The 20349-nt window shown below is 70.5% G+C and carries 10 protein-coding genes; 9 read left to right on the top strand and 1 reads right to left on the bottom strand.

Annotated elements, in window-relative coordinates:
* From flgK to EV685_RS09040, 5 genes are all read left to right on the top strand, one after another.
* Positions 1-1914, top strand: coding sequence for a flagellar hook-associated protein FlgK (flgK, locus tag EV685_RS09060; protein ID WP_130481649.1), 1914 nt, complete (start codon positions 1-3; stop codon positions 1912-1914).
* Between the two features lie 26 nt (positions 1915-1940).
* Complete coding sequence (gene flgL, locus EV685_RS09055; RefSeq protein WP_130481648.1) at positions 1941-3167, top strand: flagellar hook-associated protein FlgL; 1227 nt, start codon at positions 1941-1943, stop codon at positions 3165-3167.
* 33 nt (positions 3168-3200) lie between these two features.
* Complete coding sequence (locus EV685_RS09050; protein ID WP_130481647.1) at positions 3201-4400, top strand: EAL and HDOD domain-containing protein; 1200 nt, start codon at positions 3201-3203, stop codon at positions 4398-4400.
* Positions 4401-4602: 202 nt separating this feature from the next.
* On the top strand, positions 4603-8241 hold the full coding sequence (locus EV685_RS09045) for a PAS domain S-box protein (protein WP_165396758.1): 3639 nt from the start codon (positions 4603-4605) through the stop codon (positions 8239-8241).
* Between the two features lie 34 nt (positions 8242-8275).
* The gene (locus EV685_RS09040) at positions 8276-8944 is read left to right on the top strand and encodes an ANTAR domain-containing response regulator (RefSeq protein ID WP_242615494.1); all 669 of its coding nucleotides are present in this window, start codon (positions 8276-8278) and stop codon (positions 8942-8944) included.
* A gap of 24 nt (positions 8945-8968) precedes the next feature.
* On the opposite strand, the gene EV685_RS09035 is transcribed toward EV685_RS09040, so the two are convergent.
* Positions 8969-10357, bottom strand: a complete 1389-nt coding sequence (locus tag EV685_RS09035; RefSeq protein WP_130481644.1) for a sensor histidine kinase — start codon at positions 10355-10357, stop codon at positions 8969-8971.
* A 360-nt stretch (positions 10358-10717) separates the two neighbouring features.
* Between EV685_RS09035 and EV685_RS09030 the strand changes: the two genes are divergently transcribed.
* From EV685_RS09030 to EV685_RS09015, 4 genes are all read left to right on the top strand, one after another.
* Positions 10718-14632, top strand: coding sequence for a response regulator (locus tag EV685_RS09030; protein ID WP_130481643.1), 3915 nt, complete (start codon positions 10718-10720; stop codon positions 14630-14632).
* 6 nt (positions 14633-14638) lie between these two features.
* Positions 14639-16825: a putative bifunctional diguanylate cyclase/phosphodiesterase gene (locus EV685_RS09025; protein WP_130481642.1), complete on the top strand. Its 2187-nt coding sequence runs from the start codon at positions 14639-14641 to the stop codon at positions 16823-16825.
* 80 nt (positions 16826-16905) lie between these two features.
* On the top strand, positions 16906-18786 hold the full coding sequence (locus EV685_RS09020; protein WP_242615493.1) for a GGDEF domain-containing protein: 1881 nt from the start codon (positions 16906-16908) through the stop codon (positions 18784-18786).
* Between the two features lie 269 nt (positions 18787-19055).
* Positions 19056-20318, top strand: a complete 1263-nt coding sequence (locus EV685_RS09015; RefSeq protein ID WP_130481640.1) for a porin family protein — start codon at positions 19056-19058, stop codon at positions 20316-20318.
* Positions 20319-20349: the final 31 nt, after the last annotated feature.

The following is a 20349-nucleotide window of genomic DNA, read 5'->3' as shown; positions in this document are numbered from 1 at the left end:
ATGAGCACGACCAGCTTGATGAACGTCGGCACGCGGGCCATGTTCGCGGCCCAGGCGCAGCTGCAGACCACCGGCCACAACATCTCCAACGCCAACGTCGCGGGCTACTCGCGCCAGGACACGGTGCTGACCACGGCGCCGGGCTCCTACACCGGCGCGGGCTACTTCGGCCGTGGCGTGACGGTGCAGACCGTGACCCGCGCGGTCGACGGTTTCCTGACCGACCAGGTCGCGCAGACCCGCGCCCAGGCCAGTGCCGACAGCACCCGGCTGGACCTGCTCAATCGCCTTGAAGGCAGCTTCGGCAATGGCGAGTCCGGGCTGGGCTATGCCGCCACACAGGTCTTCAACGCCTTCAGCGACGTCGCCAATTCGCCCGCCGATCCGAGCGCCCGTCAGGTCGTGCTGGCGCGCTCGGAGGAACTCGCGTCGCGCTTCCGCTCCAGCGCCGAGCAGATCGAGTCGCTGCAGGCGGCCACCGTGCTGGACGTGCGCAACACCGTCGACACCGTCAACAGCCTGGCCACCCAGATCGCCGCGCTGAACGACCAGATCGCCGGCATGCGCGGCAACGGCCAGGCGCCCAACGACCTGCTCGACCAGCGCGACCAGTTCATCAGCGAGCTCAGCTCGCACGTCCAGGTCACGCGGCTGGAACAGGACGACGGCACGCTCAACCTCTTCATCGGCGGGGGTCAGAGCCTGGTCCTGGGCAATGGCGCCTACCAGCTGATCGCGCAGGCCGATGAATACGACCCGTCGCGCGTGCGGGTCGGCATCCAGATCGGCGGCATCGAACGCCAGCTCGACGAGGACCTGCTCGGCGGCGGCAGCCTCGCCGGCCTGATCCGTTTCCAGAACGACGACCTGAGCCATGCCCGCGACCAGCTGGGCCTGCTGGCCGGCACGCTGGCGCGCGAGGTGAACCGCCAGCAGTCCTTCGGCCTGGGTCTGGACGGCCAGCCCGGCAACGCGCTGTTCCAGATGGGCGAGGCCAACGCCATCCCGGCACGCAGCAACGCGGTCGATGGCGCTGGCAACCACGTCGGCGCGATCACGCTGGCCGTCACCGACAGCCGCGCGCTGCAAGCGAGCGAGTACGAGCTCAAGGTCAACGACGACGGCAGCTTCAACGTGCTGCGTCGTTCGGACGGCGCGACCTTCGCCAACCTGGCCGATGGGGCCACGCTCGACGGCTTCACCATCACCGGCGGCGGGGTGCCCGGTGACCGCTTCTTGCTGCAACCCGTCAGCACGGCCGCCCAAGGCATGGGCGTGGCGCTGGCCGATCCGCGCGGCATCGCGGCGGCCAACCCGGTCAACGCGGTGGCGACATCGGGCAACACCGGCACCGGCACCATCAGCGCGTTGACCATCGAGAGCAGCCCGCCCGGCGCCTACGGCACCTTCCAGATCACCTTCGGTGCCCAGAACGCCCAGGGCGGCCGCGACTACGTGCTCGACGACGGCAGCGGCAACTTCATCACCAGCGGCAGCTGGAGCGCGGGCACCCCCATCCGCCACGACGGCATCGCCATCAAACTTGACGGCGTGCCGGCGTCAGGCGATGCCTTCCGGATCAGCCCGACCCTGCAGGCCTCGTCCAGCAACGGCAACGCGCTGGCGCTGGAGGGCCTGGCCAACGTCGCCATGTCGATGGGCCTGAGCTTCACCAACCAGTACGCCCAGGCCCTGTCGGGCATCGGCGTGCGGGTGCAGGGCGCGCAGGCCGCATCCGACGTCTCCTCGGCCGCCGCCGACGAGGCCGCCAACCAGCTCGGCGCGCGCACCGGCGTCAACCTCGACGAGGAAGCCGCCCGCCTGATGCAGTACCAGCAGAGCTACCAGGCGGCGGCCAAGGTGCTGCAGGTGGCGCAGAAGGTGTTCGACACCATCCTGTCCATCAACGCCTGAGCGCGGCACGACCTTCGGAGCACCCCATGAGAATCTCGACCGCCCAGACCTACGAGAACTCGGTCAACACGATGCAGCGGCGCCAGCAGGAGCTGTCGCGCGCGCAGTCGCAGATGACCAGCGGCAAGCGCATCGACCGCGCCAGCGACGACCCGACCGCCGCCGCGCGGGCCGAACGTGCGCTGATCGAGCAGGCCCGCGGCGAGACCACGCTGCGTGTGGCCGATGCCAGCCGCAACGCGATGCTGCTGTCGGAATCGGCCCTCGGCGACGCGACCAACCTGCTGCAGTCGGCCCGCGAGACCCTCGTGGCCGCCGGCAACGCGACCTACCAGCCGGCCGAACGGCGCGCACTGGCCCAGCAGCTGCGCGAGGTCCGCTCGCAGTTGCTCAACGTCGCCAACCAGCAGGACGGCAACGGCGGCTTCCTGTTCGGCGGCCAGGGCGTGCAGGCGCCGCCCTTCATCGACGCGGTCGGCGGCGTGGCCTTTGCCTCGACCGGTGGCCAGATCGAGGGCTCGACCAGCGAACGCCTGCCCCTGTCGATGGACGGCGAACAGGTCTGGCTGCATGCCCGCAGCGGCAACGGCGTGTTCGAGACCGCCGCGACCGCCGGCAACACCGGCAACGCCTGGATCAACGCCGGCCAGGTCACCAGCCCGGCCGACCTGCCGGGCGGCAATGTCGCGCTGCAGTTCGGCACCGACGCGACCGGCGCGACCACCTACAGCGTGGTCGACCCCGACAGCGGCGCGGTGCTCAACGATGCCGCCGGCACGCCCATGGCCGGTCTGCCCTACAACAGCGGGCGCGCGATCTCGGCCTTCGGCATGAGCGTGACCGTGACCGGCCAGCCGGCTGCGGGCGACCAGTTCACGATCACCCCGTCGAACGCCAACCTGAGCGTGTTCGACGCGCTCGACCGCGCCTTGGCGGTGCTGGAGAACCCGCTGGCCAACAACGGCTCGGTCACCCAGGCGGTCAACAGCGGGCTGCGCGATGTCGACCAGGCGCTCGGCAATTTCCAGTCGGCCCGCTCGTCGGCGGGCGAGACGCTCAACCGCATCGACGGGCTGTCGGATCGCACGGATGCCCGCATTCTTTCGGCTCAGACCACCCGCTCGGACGCCGAAGATCTCGACATGGTCCAGGCGGTCTCGGACTTCACCAACAAGCAGACCAGCTACCAGGCTGCGCTGCAGTCCTACTCGATGGTGCAGAAGCTCTCGCTGTTCAACTACATCGGCAACTGAACGCTCGAAACCCGAACCTCACAGACGTCCTCCATGAACCTCTCCATCCTGGGCCAGGTGGCCCTGAGCTACTGCCCGATCATCGACCGGCAGCGCAACGTGATGGCCACCCGCCTGACCGTCACACCGCTGCGTCCGGGCAGCACGCCGCCGGTGGCCGAACTGCTCGACGCGGTGGGGCAGGTCTGGCCGGCGGACGGGCCCAGCGTGGCGTTGTCGGTGCGCAGCGAGACCTTGCTGGCCGACCTGTTGGCGGTCCAGCCGACCACCAACGTGATGGTCGAAATCCCCAAGTTCATGGCCGGGGACCCGCTGCACCGCGAGGCCATCCAGACGCTGGCGGCCAACGGCAATGTGCTGCTGCTGTCGGGCCGGCCCGACCAGCCCCTGCCGCGCGAGCTGCTGGGCTGCTTCAAGTACGCCATCGTCGACACGGCCGATGAGCGCCGCCTCGACGGCCAGCCGGTGCCAGCCGGCATCAGCCGCAACATCGGCTTTTTCCAGGACGGCGTGCGCACGCTGGCCGAGATGGACTCGGCCTTCCAGCGCAATGCCATCGCGGTGCTCGGCTGGCCGATCGACGACGTCGCCAAGCCCAAGCCCGGCCGCTCGCCGGCCAACACGCGGCCGGACCTGCAGGCCATCGTCGAGCTGATCAACCAGGTCGACGCCGAACTGCCGCTGGCGCAGCTGGAGACCACCCTCAAGCGCGACCCGACGCTGGCCTACAAGCTGATGCGCTACATCAACTCGCCGGTGTTCGGGCTGAGCGTGGAGATCTCGTCCTTCAGCCACGCCATCATGCTGCTGGGCTACCAGCGCCTGAAGCGCTGGCTGGCGCTGCTGCTGGTGACCGCCAGCAGCGACGTCAACCTGCGACCGGTGATGTTCGCGGCCGTGCGCCGCGGCCTGCTGATGGAGGCCCTTGCACCCGAAGGCACGGCGGCCGACACCCGCAGCGAGATGTTCATCTGCGGCGTCTTCTCGCTGCTCGACCGCATGTTCCAGCTGCCCTTCGCCGAACTGCTCAAGACCATCCCGGTGCCCGATCAGGTCTATCAGGCGCTGGTCGACGGCAAGGGCCCCTACGAATACGCCATCGGTCTGGTGCGCTGTCTCGAAGGCGGCACCGCCCACGACATCACCGACATGGCCGACAAGGCCATGCTCGACATGCGCGAGGTCAACCGCGCCTTGCTGAAGGCGCTGGCGGGGGCGATCCAGCTGGTGTGAGGGTTCTCACACCGAGCCGGTTCTCTTGCTCTCAAGGGTCACGCCGCAGGCCCAGGGTGCTTGGCATTCGGGGCTCGCGCTGTGTCACGCGTCGGGTGCGTGCCTACACTGCCACCACGATGATCCCAAGCCAGCTGCATCCCCCGGTTCCTGAGATCTCCCCACGACGGCCGACCGGGTGCACCGGGCCGGCCGTCGTGACGTGTGCGGGGTCACGCTGATGCTGCCCGAGGCCTTGTTCGACGCGCTGGTCGAGCCGGTTCTGGTGTTCGACGACGCGACCTCGCTGCGCTATGCCAACCCGGCCGCGCTGCGGGCCCTGCCGGTCGAGGCCGGCATGCGGCTGGCAGACCTGCGTGAGGTGCTGGACGGGCCGGTCTGGCATGCGGTCAGCCTGGCCATCAGCGGCGGGCGCAATGTCGTGCTGCCGACCCCGCCGACCCCGCCGACCCCAACAACCACCGGCGCGGCGACATCCTCGCCCGCGCCGGGCCCGATGCCGACGCGGGCCCGTGCGGTGGTCAACCGGATCGCCGACCGGCTCTGGGCCCTGTGCCTGCCGGCCGACACGGCCCGGCCGCGCGAGCCGCAGCGTGATGCCACGCCGGTGCCGGTGCTGGAGATCGCCGACGGCCCGCTGCGCCACGTCCACACCATGCTGTGGGGCTCGCCCTTCCCGGCGATGCTGCAGGACGAGGCCTTCCGCATCCTCGATGTCAACCCGGCCTTCGTGGCGCTGACCGGGGCCAGCCGCGATCAGCTGCTGGGCCGCGACCCGATCGAGCTGCAGCCCGAGGCCGAGCGGGCCCAGGTGCTGACCGATCGCGAACGCCTGATGCAGGACCCCTTCCACGTCGACGTCCCCGCGCTGGTCGAACAGCGGCTGCTCGACACCCACGGCAGCTCGCGCTGGTTCCGGGCGGCACGCTATGTCACGCTGACGCAGGACCGGCGGCGGCTGCTGCTGACGCTGATGCAGGAGTCGACCGCCGAACACGTCGCCCGTGACCAGGCCGAGCGCTACTCGCGCGAGCTGGACCAGTGGTTCGACCGCTCGCCACTCGGCATGGCGCTGTTCGACCCGAGCGGGCTGGTGCTGCGTGCCAACCCGGTGTTCGAGCAGTTGGTCGGTGGCTCGCTGGTCGACCTGCGCGAGGCCAGCGCCGAGGTCCAGTCGTTGCTGGGCTGGACCGACCGCTGGGAACGCAGCTGGCCGCCGTCACCGACTCCCGAAGGCGCCGATGACGGCGCCGGCTGGCGTGCCCGCGATGGCAGCGTCACGCTGGCCGACGGCCGCTCGCGCTGGGTCCGGGCGCTGCTGCGCGGCTTCGAAACCCACGAGCTTCGTGGCGCAGCCGCAGCGCGCGAAGGCGGCGCGGCGCCGCGTCCGCCAGCCCGCATCATGTGCATGCTGGAGGACCGCACCGCCGAGGAAGAACGCGATCTGGCGCGGCTGCAGCTCGGCACGCTGGTGCACACCGCTGGCGCGGGCCTCACCACCTTGGGGGTCACCGGGTCGGCGGGGCAGGTCGCTGGACCGGTTGCAGGGCCGGTTGCAGGACCGGTTGCAGGGCCGATGACGGCCGCCAACGACGCCGCGCCGACGCGCCGCGCGCTCAACGTCACGCCGGCCCTGGCGGCCACCGCTGCGCCCGCTACTCCCGTTGCGCCCGTTGCGCCCGTTGCGGCAAGCGCCGCCCATGCCGGCCTGTTCGTGCAGGGCGTGCGGCGTGACTGGGTGCTGCCGGCGTCGCTGCCCGAGTTCGAGCGCCTGCAGCAGGCGCTGCTGCGGGGCGAGCGCATCGAGGCACGCTACGCCATCGAGCACCCCGAACTGGGCCTGCGCTGGCTGGTGACGCGGGTGGAGCCGGGGCGCACGGCCTCCGGCCGGGTCAGCACGCCGGTGGTCACGCTCGACATCACCGAACAGCAAAGCGCACGCGAGCGGGCCGGGCAGCTGCTGGCCGAGCTGACCAACATCCTGGAAAGTTCGCCGGCCGGCATCGCGTCGATGCGCGGCTACACGCTGGTGCACTGCAATCGCCGGTTCGAGCGCATGTTGCGCCTGCCGCAGGGCTCGGCGGTCGGCTCGGACATCCGCGCGCTGCTGGCCAGCCATGCGCAGACGCCCTTGCCCGATCAGCTCGACCCGGGTCTGCTCTACGAGGCCGAGCTGGAGGTGCAGGCCGACGACGGCAGCAGCCACTGGTATGCGCTGAGCATCCGCCGCACCGGCCCGGCCGCGCCGGGCGACGTGCCGCAGGTCACGCAGGCCATTGCGGTGGTCTCCGAGATCACCCGCCTGAAAGCCCAGCAGGTCGAGCTGGAGCGGCTGGCCGTCGAACGGGCCCAGCTGGCTCATGTGCTGGGCCAGCAGGCCGACCGCACGCGGGCGGTGCTGGACTCGGTGCTGGTGGGCATCGTCACGGTCAATGAGCAGGGGGCCATCTCGTGGCTCAACCGTTCGGCCCGTCGCATGTTCGGGGGCGACCTGGGCGACTTCCTCGGCCAGTCCATCGGGTCGGTCGCGGCCGATGACACGATGCACCCGTTTCGCCGCACGCTGGAGATGGTCGGCTCGCTGCGCGACGGCGAGGCGGTGATGTTCGAGTGCCGCGTGCATGGCCGCGATGGCCGCACCTTCTGGGTCGTTGGCAATGCCGTCAACACGCTGGGCCAGCAGGGCCAGCGCGAGCTGACCTTCGCGCTGATGGACATCGAGCAGCGCCGCCAGGCCGAAGCGCGCATCGCCGAGGCCCGCGCCTCGCTGCAGCAGATCATCGAGGCCGCGCCGATGGCGATCACGCTGTGTGACGCCGGCACGCTGGCGGTGCGCCAGCTCAACCGGGTCGCTGCCCAGCTTTGCCGCGTCGGTGCCGAGGACGCGGTGGGCTTGCAGCCCGAGCAGCTGTTCTCGCCCGAGACCGCCGCCAGCCTGCGCGCGGACATGCGCACCGCGCTGGCCGATCCGACCTCGGTGACGCAGCGTGAATACCGCTGGCTGCGGCGTGGCGAGGGCATGCAGGCCGAGCAGGTCTGGGATGCCCGGTTCCTGCCGCTGGCACGGCCCGGTGGCCAGCCCGGCGAGGCCGGCCAGGTCGACCAGATCCTGATGGTCGCCAGCGACGTCAGTGCCCAGCGGGCGGCGCAGAAGGCGGAGCTGGAAGCCGCCATCGCGCAGCGTGAGATGCTGGTGCAGGAGGTCCACCACCGCATCAAGAACAACCTGCAGGGCGTTGCCGGCCTGATGCAGCAGATCGCGGTGCGGCGGCCCGAGATGCAGCCCTTCATCGCCGAGGTGGTTGGCCAGGTGCAGGCCATTGCACACGTCTACGGTCTGCAGGTCGGCAACCTGGGCGCGCTGCGCTTGCGACATGTCATGCAAGCCATTGCGCAGTCGGTGCAGCGCACTTTCGGCCGCGAGATCGAGCTCAAGGTCGAGGAGGACGACACCAACGCGGGCGCCGACTGGGCGCTGCCGGAGTCGGAGTCCATCCCGATCGCGCTGACGGTCAACGAGCTGCTGACCAACGCCATCAAGCACAGCCCCGCCGGGAGCACGGTGCAGTGCCGCTTGGTGTGCGAGCGCGCCGGTGTGCGCATCGAGATCGGCAACGTCGGCCGCCTGCCCGAGGGGCTGCGCATCGACCACCGGCCGTCGACCGTGTCCGGGCTGGGCCTGGTGCGCTCGCTGCTGCCGCGCCGCAACGCCTCGTTTGCGCTGGAACAGCGCGCCGACCGGGTCGTGGCCACCGTCGCGCTGGCCGGTCCGGTGCTGCGACGCATCGATGCCGACACCGGCGCCGTCATCCTCGCCGCCCCGCCGGTGGGCGCGACCTAAACTCCGGCGGCCGCCCGCCCAGCGCCCACGCCCTTTGCCCATCAAGGCCACCGTGACATCGACCGAGACCCTCGCAGCGCCCAGCGCCCACCCGCCCGCCAAGGGCCGCATCCTGGTCGTCGACGACGACCGGCTGGTCCTGGCCACGCTGGTGCATGGTCTGGCGCAGGCCGGCTTCGACGTCGTCGATGCCGACAACGGCGACGACGCCATCTTGCTGGCGCGTCAGCACAAGCCCGATCTCGCCTTGCTCGACATCCGCATGGACGGCATGAGCGGCTTCGACGTCGCCGCCTACCTGCGCGAGCACCTGCGCATCCCCTTCATGTTCCTGTCGGCCTTCTCCGACGAGGCGACCGTCAACCAGATCAAGGCACTCGGCGCGCTGGCCTATCTGGTCAAGCCGCTGGACGTGGCGCAGATCGTGCCCGCCGTCGAGGCCGCCTTTGCCCAGGCGCGAGAGCGGGCCGGGCTGGTGGCGCCGTCACCGGCCGCCGCGCCTGCACCGGTCGCGCCGCTCAACCCGCTTGAACAGCATGTGCCCATGGCCGTGGGCATCCTGATGCACCGCTACTCGCTCAGTCCCGACGCCGCGCTGCAGCGCCTGCGCAAGCTGGCCGAGCGGGAAGGGCGGGCGATCGAGGCGAGCGCGAAGGCGATGGTGCAGGCGCTCGAGCAGCTGGCCGCACCGGGCGATCTTTGAACGCGTAGCCAGCCGGCCGCCGGCTCAGTTCAGGGTGAAGAAGAAACACGCCCCCTGATCGACCGCAGCCTGGGCCCAGATCTCGCCGCCGTGGCGCAGCACGATGCGGCGCACCGAGGCGAGGCCAACGCCACTGCCGGCGAACTCGCTGGCGCTGTGCAGGCGCTGGAAGGGCTTGAACAGGCGTTCGGCGAAACGCAGGTCGAAGCCGGCGCCGTTGTCGCGCACGTAGTAGACCGGCCGGTCCTGTGCATCGCTCAGTTCGGGCCGCAAGGCCTTCAGCCGGGTGCTGCCGAACTCGATGCTCGCCACCGCACGCTTGCCGCTGTACTTCCAGGCATTGCCCAGCAGGTTGTCGAGCACGGTGCGCAGCAGGTTGGCGTCGCCCTGGGCGACCAGACCGGCGCCGATGTCGAGGCGAACCTCGCGCTGCGGGTCCTGGGCCCGCAGTTCCTCGAAGATGGTCGCGGCCATCGCCGACAGATCGACCGGCGCACGCACCAGCGGCGCGCTGCTCAGCCGTGACAGGGCCAGCAGCGCCTCGATCATGCCCTTCATGCGGTCGACGGCACCGAGCACGCGGTCGAGGTGGTCGTTGCCGATGCGGTCGAGCAGGTGGCCGTAGTCCTCGCGCACGATGCGGGTGAAGCCCTCGATGACGCGGATCGGCGCCTTCAGGTCATGCGTGACGGTGTAGACCAGCGACTCGCGGTCGCGGTCCTGCGTCGACGGGTTCGTGTCGTCGACCCCCACGCTGGCCGCCGGCGCGCTCGGGGGTGTCGGCCGCAGCCACAGCACGTGGCGGTCGATGCCCAGCGGCAGGGCCGACCAGGCCGTGTCCATCGCCAGGCTCTCGTCATCGGCGCCCTGAAGGGTGGCGACCACATCGGCAGGCCGGACCTCCGGGTGGCGTGCCAGCCAGTGGCTGAGCAGCTCGGGCCGAGGCGCGGCTGGCTCGGTCGATGAGCCTGGGCTGCCTTCGTCGTGCATGGCCAGCACCAGCCAGTCGGTGAGCGGTCCGTCGACCACCCGCTGCAGCAGCAGCGACCGTCCGGGCAGACGCCGCAGCAGCTGGCGTTCATGAGGGGCCGATGACGTGGCTGTCAACGCCGCGACCGTGGGCGAGGCAGGGGTGGTGCCGGGGGTGGGGCCGGGGGGGTGGCCGGGGGTGGGTCCAGGTGTGGTTTGGACCGGCAACCGCGGGGCGACAAACGTATCGCCCTGTAACCCGTTCCAGGACCTCACGGCCACGGCCAGGGCGATCACACCGGCCAGCGCGCTGAGCGCGGCGACGGGCCAGGACGGGCCGACAGCCAGGCCGATCAGCACGGCGGCGAGGGTGATCAGCAGCAGGCCCAGCATGCCGGCCAGTGCGGTGCGCCAGGCGCTACCAGATCGGTTCGTGGCGCTCAAACTCGAAGTCCCTTCGTGACGGCCGGTTGTGACCGTCTTGCGCGGTGTCGCTCTTGGTGTCGGGACAATTGTAGGGAGCGACCGGCGGACGCGGATGGCCCCTGCGGGTCGACCGAATCAGCCGTGGCCGCGGATGTGGAATTTGCGCGTTTGGGCGGTTCTCGGCCGTGTCGGGGCGCGGCCCTGCGCCTATGCTCGGGTGCAGGCCGCGAGACGTGCGCGGCAGGACGAGGCCGTCGATGCCGGCCACGGTGGCGGGGCGGTCGTTCGTGAGGAAGCAGGGAAGTTGGCGGGTTGATACGGGATGATGGTCTTGAACAGCCGGGTGCGCAGCGGCAGGGCGCTGCGGGAGGAACTCGCGTGCGATTGATCCGTCGGGTCGAGGAGACGCTCGACAGCCTCGATGCCGATCTGCTGCTGCGGCTGGGTCAGGCCATCGCGGGCAGCGATCGGCTGATCGATGCGCTGGCGATCGCCGTGCCGCGTCTGGCCCGCGCGCTGGGCGCGCAAGGCATCGGCGTGCTGCAGGTGCTGCAGTGGCAGCCGTCGTCGATCGTGGTCCAGCCCTGGGCCACACCGGACCTGCGCGACGACGTGATCGACCTGGACCAGCTCAGCGTGATCGGCGCCGATGGCGGGCCGCTGGGCCGGGCCTTGCGCGGCGGTGCGGTCGAGCAAGGCGCGGCCGAGCCGGCCGACCTGAGCCGCAGCTGGGGCTGGCGCGCCGACGGCGTGCGACAGGTGCTGGTGCTGCCGGTGCCGGGCTGGATCGCCGGGGCGGCCGAGCTGACCTTGCCGATGGGCGCCCAAGGGTCCGGCGACACGCCGGTGCCTACGTTGGCGGCGATCGAGTTCCATGACGCCGTGCCGCTCGATGCCACGCGCCGCAGCCTGCTGGGCCTGGTCGGCCTGCAGCTGTCGGCCATCGCCACGCGGGAGCGCGAACACACGCTGGCACGCCAGCGCGACGCCCAGCTGGCCCAGGTCGCCACGCTGGCGGTACGGGCCGGCCGGGCCACCGTGATCACCGATGCGCTGGGCGTGGTCGAGTGGGTCCACCCCGGCTTTGCCGAGGTCACCGGCCATGGCGTGGACAGCGTGCTCGGCCAGCCGCTGTGGGCGGTGCTGACACGCGAGCTCGCGCCCGGCGACGAGGCCCTGCAGCTGCAGCAGCGCTTTGGCGCGCAGGGCAGCTTCCGCCATGAACTCTCGGCCCGGCTCGGGCCCGAATCGGCCACGCCGGGGCAGGGCTACTGGCTGGAGATCGACGTGGTCCAGGTGCTCGACGAAAGCACGGGCCGCCTGCAGCGGGTCTGCCAGTGCAGCGACGTCTCGGCCCGCAAGGCGCGTGAATCCGATGTCGACGAACAGCGCGAGCTGCTCGGCGCCCTGACCGAGAACCTGCCGATCAGCCTGCTGGTGGTCGATGTGGCGACGATGGAGCTGCTGTCCTTCAACCGCCATGCGCAGCTGGAGTTCGGCATCTCGCCGGCCTCGGGCCGACCGACGCTGGGTGAGGCGATGGGGCGCGGCCTGAGCGCGCTGATGCTGCCGCAACTGCGCGAGGTGATGAAGCGGCCCAGCGCGGTCGAACATGAGTTCGTCTGGGAGACCGCCGACGGCCAGCGCCTGATCCGGGCCCGCCACGTCGCCGTGCGTGGCCGCCACGGGCCGCGCCGGCTGGTCATCTCGCAACTGCGCGACGTGACCCGACAACGGCGCGACGAACAGCGCCTGCGCGAGTCCGAGACGCGCTACCGCGAGCTGGTCGAGACCATCGACGAGGGCGTGTTCATCAGCAACCCGACACGCGATGCCTGGTATTACATCGGGCCGCGCATCTACGAGATGCTGGGCCTGAACCCGGCCGACCGGCGCGACCATCCGGACATCCTGCGTGCGCTGGTCCTGCCCGAGGACGCCCCGCTGCTGGACCGCCAGCGTGAACACGAGGAAGCGCTCGAAGCCACCGACGTGACCTTGCGCATCCAGCATCCGACACGCGGGCTGCGCTGGTTGCGCCAGCGCACCCGCACCCGCGCACTGCCAGCCGGCGAGGCCCGTGTCTACGGCCTGCTCGATGACGTCTCCAACGAGCGCGAGCGGGCCCTGCAGCTGCAGTCGGCACGCGACGTGGCCGAGGCCGCCAGCCAGGCCAAGAGCCAGTTCATGGCCAGCATGAGCCACGAGATCCGCACGCCGATGAACGGCATCCTGGGCATGACCGAGCTGCTGCTGGGCACGCCACTGGACGAGCGCCAGCGGCGCTTCGCGCAGGCGGTCTACCGCTCGGGCGAGAACCTGCTGGAGATCATCAACGACGTGCTCGACTTCTCGAAGATCGAGGCCGGTCGGCTGGAACTGGCGCCGACCGACTTCCACCTGCGCACCTTGATCGAGGACACGCTGGACCTGCTGGCGCCCAGGGCCCACGAGAAGGGCCTGGAGCTGAGCCTGCGCGAGACCGGTCCGACCCCCACCAGCATCGTGGCCGACCCGCTGCGGCTGCGTCAGGTGCTGACCAATCTGGTGGCCAACGCGATCAAGTTCACCGAACACGGCGAGGTCACGGTCGACGTCAAGGCCAGGGCCGGCGGTCCGGGCGAGGCGCCGCTGATGCTGGAGTTCCGGGTCCGCGACACGGGCATCGGCATCGAGCCGGCGCTGCAGCCCAAGCTCTTCCAGGCCTTCACGCAGGCCCACGGCGGCATGGCGCGGCGCTATGGCGGCACGGGCCTGGGGCTGGCGATCTCGCGCCAGCTGGTCGAGCTGATGGGCGGGCGCATCGACGTCACCAGCCAGGCCGGCGTGGGCTCGGAGTTCCGCTTCACGCTGGCGGTCGAGGCCGGCAGTGCCAGCGAACACCAGGCCGGCGATCTGGCCGCCCTGCCGCAGCTGCGTGTGCTGGTGGTCGACGACAGCGCCACCAACCGCACGGTGCTGGAGAACCTGCTGGGCGCCTGGGGCATGACGGTGGTGACCAGCGACGACGGCGAGCACGCGCTGGCCCTGTTGCGCGACCTGCCGGCCGATGCGCCGGGCTTCGACGTGGCGCTGGTCGACTGGCGCATGCCGGTGCTCGATGGCATCGGCTTCGCGCGGGCCTTGCGCGAGCAGGGCCTCGCCCCGCGCATGAAGCTGATCATGCTGTCGTCGGCCAGTGCGCCCGACGACGTCAAGGTGGCACAGGTGGCCGGCTTCGACCGCTTTGTGCACAAGCCGGTGCGCAAGGCCGAGCTGCGCCAGGCGCTGCTGGGCGTGAGCCAGAGCGGCGTCGGCGAGGTGAGTTCGGCACCGCTGGGCGCGCAGGTCCTCGTGGTCGAGGACAACCCCGTCAACCAGGAGGTCATGGCGCAGATGCTGACCCGGCTGGGCTGCGGCGTGCGCGTGGCGGCCAATGCGCTGGACGGGCTGCGCTCGCTGTGCGACCAGTCGGTCGACATCGTGCTGATGGACATCCAGATGCCGGGCATGGACGGCATCGAGGCGCTGACCTGGATCCGGCGCGGCCGCACGCCACGCTTTGCGCTGCTGACGCCGGCCGACGTGCCGGTGGTGGCCGTGACGGCCAATGCGCTGGATGGCGACGAGGAGCGGTTCCTCTACCTCGGCTTCGATGCCTACCTGCCCAAGCCTTACCGGCAGGCCCAGTTGCTGGCGACCTTGCAACGGCTGCTGCCGGCGCTGGTCGGCCAGACCACCGAGGTCGACACCTCCCTGGACGCGGTCGGCTTCGAGGCCTTGCTGCCGGCCTCGGTGGTCGGCAAGAAGGCCCCGTGGGTGGGCGAGCCGCGCTTCGTGCGCACCCGACCCGATGGCGGCACCGACCTCGTGCCCGCCGATCGCCGCGACAGCGTGTTCGCCCCGATCGCCGCCGCTGGCGAGGGCGGCCCGCGCGGCGTGGCGTCCACGCTCGATCCGCAGGCCCTGTCGCGCTTGCGCGAGCTTGATCCGGGTGGCCAGAACCGGCTGGTCGAGCGGGTGCTCAAGGCCTTCGACCAGTCGATCGGCCGGATGCTCACGCAACTGGCCGAAGGCCAGACGGCGCACGACCTCGCGCAGGTGCGGCAGGTCTTGCACACCCTCAAGTCCTCGTCGCACAGCGTGGGTGCCCTGGTGCTGGCGCAGATGTGCGTCGACTGCGAGTTGCAGCTGCGCCAAGGCGCTGACCTTGGCCAGATCGGCACCCGCCTGAACCAGCTGCAGCTGGAGATGTTGCGGGTCCAGCAGGGCCTGATCCCCTATCTGGAGCCGAGCCCGGCTGCGATGAGCTGAACGCACATGTTCTTCAACAACCATTTCTCGTCGTCTGCCATTGCTGAGGTCCGTCAGCCGCGCATCCTGCTGGTCGACGACGACGAGGTCAGCCTGATGCTGACCGCAGCGGCGTTGCGGGAACGCGGCTTCGCGGTCACCGAGGCCAACCACGGTGACCGGGCCTTGCGGCTGCTGGGCGACTGGACGCCGGACCTGATCGTGCTGGACGCGCTGATGCCCGGCCGCGACGGCTTCGACACCTGCATCGAGCTGCGCGGCCTGCCCGGGTTCGAGCTGATGCCGGTGCTGATGTTGACCGGCTTGGACGACGACGCCTCGATCGAACGTGCCTACGAGGCCGGCGCGACCGACTTCTTCGTCAAGAGCACGCAATGGAGCCTGCTGGCCGGGCGCTTGCGCTACCTGCTGCGCACCTCGCGCATCCATCTGGAACTGTTGCGCAGCCGGGCCAAGCTGGCGCGCGCCCAGGACCTCGCTCGCATGGGCAGCTTCGAGTGGCATGGCAACGCCACCGGTCTGGTGCTGGAGGCCGAGGCCCTGCGCGTGTTCGGCCGCGGCCCTCAAGAAACGCTGAGCCTGGGCCAGCTGCTGCGAGCCCTGGTCGGCGAGGAACGCGCCGGCTTCTGCGCCCTGCTGCGCGAGGTGGTGCGCCACAGCACCGTGATCGACACCGACGTGCGCATCGTCATGCCCGACCATCGCCAGCGGGTGGTTCACATCGAGGCCGAGCCCGAGTTCGACGAGCAGGGCAATCTGGTGGGCTACACCGGCGTGGTCCAGGACGTGACCGACCGCCGCATGATCGAGGACCGGATCCGTCACCTCGCCAACTTCGATCCGCTGACCGGCATGCCCAACCGCCGCCAGCTGATCCTGCGGGCTGAACGCATGCTCGAACATGCCCGCCGGCAAGGCCATGACAGCGCCCTGCTGCTGATCGACCTGGACCGTTTCAAGAACATCAACGACACGCTCGGCCACGGCAGTGGCGACGAGCTGCTGGTGGCGATGTCGCGCCGCCTGCGTCGCTGCGTCGACTACCACGACAAGCTCAGCGACACCGACGTGGATGCGGGCATGCAGCGCTCCCACCTCGGCCTGGAGACGGTCGGCCGGCACGGTGGCGACGAGTTCGTCGTGCTGCTGCCCGAGGTGCCCCACGAGGCGGCCGCACTGGCGGTCGGTCAGAAGGTGCTGGACGCCCTGCGCCAGCCGGTGCTGCTGGGCGGACGCGAGTACTTCGTCACCGGCAGCGTGGGGCTGGCGATGTTCCCGCGTGACGGCATCAGCGTGGTCGACCTGATGCGCCATGCCGACCTGGCGATGTATTCGGTCAAGGGCAGCGGACGCAACGCCATGGCCGTCTACCAGGCCCAGATGGGCGGACGCAACCGCGAGAAGCTCGAACTCGAAAGCGCCCTGCACAAGGCGCTGGAGCGTGGCGAGCTGGTGCTGCACTACCAGCCCAAGGTGGAAGTTGGCCGCGACGCCGAGGGCCGCAGCGTCGTCATCCGCGTGATCGGCGTGGAGGCCCTGATGCGTTGGCAACGCGCCGGTGTGCTGGTGCCGCCGGCCGAGTTCATCCCGCTGGCCGAGGAAACCGGCCTGATCGTGCCGATGAGCGACTGGGCGCTGCGCGAGGCGGCGCGCCAGATCCGCCGCTGGCGCGACCACGACGGCCTGGCGCTCACCGTGGCCGTCAACCTGCCCAGCCGCAGCTTCGAGCGCGGCGACGTGCTGGACCTGATCCACAGCGCGGCGGCGGCGCATGACGTGCCGCTCAGCTCGCTGGTGCTGGAGATCACCGAGACCGGTCTGATGAAGGGCATCGACGAGGTCACGCCGATGCTGCACCGCCTCAACCAGCACGGCGTCGGGCTGTCGATCGATGACTTCGGCACCGGCTACTCGTCGCTGAGCTACCTGACCCAGTTGCCGATCAGCGAGCTCAAGATCGACCGCTCCTTTGTGCATCGGCTGGACCAATCCGGTGGAAATTCCGCAGTTGTCACGGCCATCGTCGCGCTCGCCGGTGGCCTGGGCCTCAAGTTGGTCGCCGAGGGGGTCGAAAACGAAGCACAGCGCGATGTGTTGTTGCGCCTGGGCTGTCACACCATGCAGGGCTTTCTGTATGCCCTGCCGATGCCGGCCGATGAAGTGGTCAACTGGGTCCGCCAGCAGCGGCTCTGAGCAAGGCCTGGCATCGGCGACCTGGTGGGCAGCCCACAACTGTCAGGTGAGCGATGCAGCAGACGACGACCTCCAGGGATGTGAACGAACCTGCCCAGCTGGCCAAGGCCGCCTTGCGGCGTCTGGCGCTGTCCAAGCGCGAGCCCACGCCGGGCAACTACGCCCGCGCCTGGCGCGAGGAGGGCGGGCCGATCGAGGCCGAGGCGCCGGCCGCCGAATCCGGCCCGGCCATCCAGGCCATCGTCAAGCGCCTGCTGCCGGCGGGCGACGGCCGTGACGCGCTGGTCAAGGCGCTGGTCGCCGGCCGCTGGGAAGAGGCCGGCCGGCTGGTCGAGGCCGATGTGCCCGCCCCCGATGAGCAGGCCCGCAGCTGGGCCGGCCTGATCGACCGCAGCGTGCGCGGCGTCGGCCGGGCCAGCAAGGGCTGGCCGATCGGCCGGCGGCGCGACAGCCTGGCCCACGTGCTGGAGTCCAGCCGCAGCGACCCCTTCCGGCTGCAGCAGCGGCTGGGCAACCTGCTGGCGAGCTGGGATGGCGAGGCCGGCGAGGGGGTCGACGAGGGCGACGCTGCGGCTGTGGCTCCACTGACTGCCGCGGTCACTGCCGCGGTCACTGCCCCGGTCGTGGCCCCAGCCCTGGACCGTCCGACCGAGCCGGTGCCGCTGGAGATGCTGCCCAACTCCGCCACCGTGACCGAGGGCGCGCGGCTGCATGCGATGGTGCTGCAAGCCACGCCGTCCGAGGCCGATGCAGCGAGCGAGTCCCATACGCACTGGCCGCGCGCCGTGCAGCTGCTGGAGGCGACGCTGCAATCGGCCCTGCCGCCGGGCGAACCGCGGGCCGGCGAGGTGGGTGGCCGGCTGGCAGAGGTGGCCGGCGCGCTGCGCGCCGAGGTCCGTGCCGACGCGCAGCTGGTCGATGCCCTGCACCTGGCCTGCGACGAGGTCCGCCTGGTGCTGCAGCACCGGCATCACCTGGTCGACCAGATCGGCGGCCTGGTGCGCGAGCTGACCGACGGCCTGGGCGACCTGGCCGAGGACGATTCCTGGGTCGAGGGCCAGTGTCTGGCCATGCGCGAACACATCGGCATGGGCCTGAGCAGCCGTGGCGTCAGCGCCGTCAGCCAGTTGCTGGCGGGCACCCGGGCGCGCCAGACCCAGCTGCGGCTGGAGCGCCGCCAGGCCCGCGATGCGCTCAAGGAAATGATCCACCGCATGCTGCAGGACATCGGCGAGCTGGGCGTGCAGACCGGCCGCTTCAACGACAACGTGGGCCGCTATGCCAGCGTGATCGGACAGGCTGAGTCGCTCGAAAGCCTGGCCGGCATCGTGCGCGAGATGGTCGACGAGACCCGCACCGTGCACCAGGTCGTCAGCCAGACCACCCAGCGCCTGCACGACGAACATGCCCGCGCTGCCGAGATGGCCGAACGCGTGCGCCAGCTCGAGGACGAGCTGCGCCAGCTCTCGCAGGAAGTCGGCACCGACCAGCTCACCCAGATCGCCAACCGGCGCGGCTTGCTGCGCCAGTTCGAGGTCGAACAGTCCCGCATCGACCGCGACGGCATCGTGCTGGCGGTGGGCCTGCTCGACATCGACAACTTCAAGCGCCTCAACGACACGCTGGGTCACCAAACCGGTGACGAGGCGCTGAAGTTCCTGGCCCGCCGGGTCGGCGAGATGCTGCGCCCGACCGACACCCTGGCGCGCTACGGCGGCGAGGAATTTGTCGTGCTGCTGCCCGCCACCGAAGTGGCCGAAGCGCAGACCGTGCTGACGCGGGTCCAGCGCCTGATGTCGGCCGAGCTGTTCATGCACGAGAACAAGCAGACCTTCGTGACCTTCTCGGCCGGCGTGACGCTGTTCCGGCGCGGCGAGTCGCTCGAAGCCGCGCTGCAGCGTGCCGACGAGGCGCTCTACGAGGCCAAGCGCACCGGCAAGAACAGGACCTGCGCCGCCTGAGTCCGAGCGGCCTGACACGGCTGCGCGCTTCGCGCCTTGTCGGAGCGTGAATACCTGCAACTGCGGGGCGCGACAACCTTCACGCGCGGGGGGAGGACATGCCGTCGGTCTGAGGCTGTCGCGCGGAGAATGCGGCCAGAGCCGGTGAGAACGTTTCCGTTTGCAAATGCGTGTGCAAGTCGTGTGGGTCGCGACCGCCACGTGGTGGCAAGGCGAGGATGGATGACGCGAACCGGCGACAAGACCGATCCCCGTCTGGAGAGCCCTGCATGAGCCCGTTGCGTCACCTGTTCCCGATGAACGTTCTGGCCCGTGCGGCCGCCATGGGCGCGGCCGGCGTCTTGCTGGTCCTGCCCGCGACGCCTGTGCTGGCACAGGCCTCGCCCTATTACCTGGGCGCCTCGCTGGGTGTGACACACGACAGCAACCTCGACCGCGCCAAGGCCGGCGTGTCCGGCCAGCCGGTGCTGAGCGACACCTACATCTCCACCGGTGTGCGCCTGGGCCTGGACCAGCCGATCGGCCGTCAGCGCCTGCAGGGCCGCTTCGACGCCAACCACAACCGCTACAACAGCCACGGCCAGTACGACCACAACGACTACCTGTTGAATGGCCGGCTGGACTGGAGCAGCGCCGACCTGCTGTCGGGCAATGTGCTGGTCGAGACCCGTCAGGCGCTGGACCGCGCCGATGTCACGACCACCAGCACCTTCGCCGGCCGCAACCTGGTCAAGACCGACGTGCTTGGCGCCGGTGTGCGCCTGGGCGGCCCGACCCGCTACACCTTCGATGCCGGCCTGACCGGCACGCGGGTCAGCTACGACAACCTGACGTCGCGCAATGTCCGCCAGCTGACCGGCAACGGCGGCGTGACCATGCGCCCGGGCAGCGGCCTGCAGGTCCGCCTGGGAGCCCGTCACACCCGCGCCGACTACCCGAACTTCAATGCCGGCGCCGGTGACGACGTGCGCCGCAATGACCTGGACCTCAGCAGCACCATCGAGCTGAGCGGGGCCAGCACCGTCAACGCCCGCATCAGCCGCACGCGCGAGACCCACAGCGCCCAGCAGGCCCGCACCTACTCCGCCTGGACCGGCAGCACCGGCTGGACCTGGAAGCCCAGCCCGAAGCTGTCCTTCGAGACCTCGCTGACCCGCGACAGCAACATCGGCAACACCGCCTTCGACAGCACGCTGTTCTCCTTCGACACCAGCGACACCCGCCTGCGCACCAGCCTGGCCATGCGTGCGAGCTGGGAGCTGACGGGCAAGATCCTGCTGGGTGGTGGCGCATCCCTGAGCCGTCGCACGCTGGACAACGCGCTGGTCACCAGCACCACGGCTTCCAGCACCTCGGCCTCGGACCGCACCGTGGCCTGGGACCTGAGCGTGCGCTACCTGCCGCTGCGCAACGTCGAAGTCGGCTGCGGCCTGCGCCGCGAGGACCGCAGCGTCAGCGACCCGAACGTCACCATCACCTACGCCTACGACGTCACCATCGTGACCTGCAGCGGGCAGGTCTACTGGCGCTGATCCGTCGCCGAAGGGCGTCCCGCCGGTCCTG

The organism is Sphaerotilus mobilis (assembly GCF_004216565.1).
In the GTDB taxonomy this organism is placed as follows: Bacteria; Pseudomonadota; Gammaproteobacteria; order Burkholderiales; family Burkholderiaceae_C; genus Sphaerotilus; species Sphaerotilus mobilis.
The sequence above is the reverse complement of the archived record's forward strand: the minus strand, read 5'-3'. Positions and strand labels throughout refer to the sequence as shown.

Excerpts from the sequence above, each read along its gene's own strand:
- flgK (WP_130481649.1), top strand. The coding sequence starts at position 1 with ATGAGCACGACCAGCTTGATGAACGTCGGCACGCGGGCCATGTTCGCG.
- flgL (WP_130481648.1), top strand. The coding sequence starts at position 1,941 with ATGAGAATCTCGACCGCCCAGACCTACGAGAACTCGGTCAACACGATG.
- EV685_RS09015 (WP_130481640.1), top strand. The coding sequence starts at position 19,056 with ATGAGCCCGTTGCGTCACCTGTTCCCGATGAACGTTCTGGCCCGTGCG.
- EV685_RS09050 (WP_130481647.1), top strand. The coding sequence starts at position 3,201 with ATGAACCTCTCCATCCTGGGCCAGGTGGCCCTGAGCTACTGCCCGATC.
- EV685_RS09025 (WP_130481642.1), top strand. The coding sequence starts at position 14,639 with ATGTTCTTCAACAACCATTTCTCGTCGTCTGCCATTGCTGAGGTCCGT.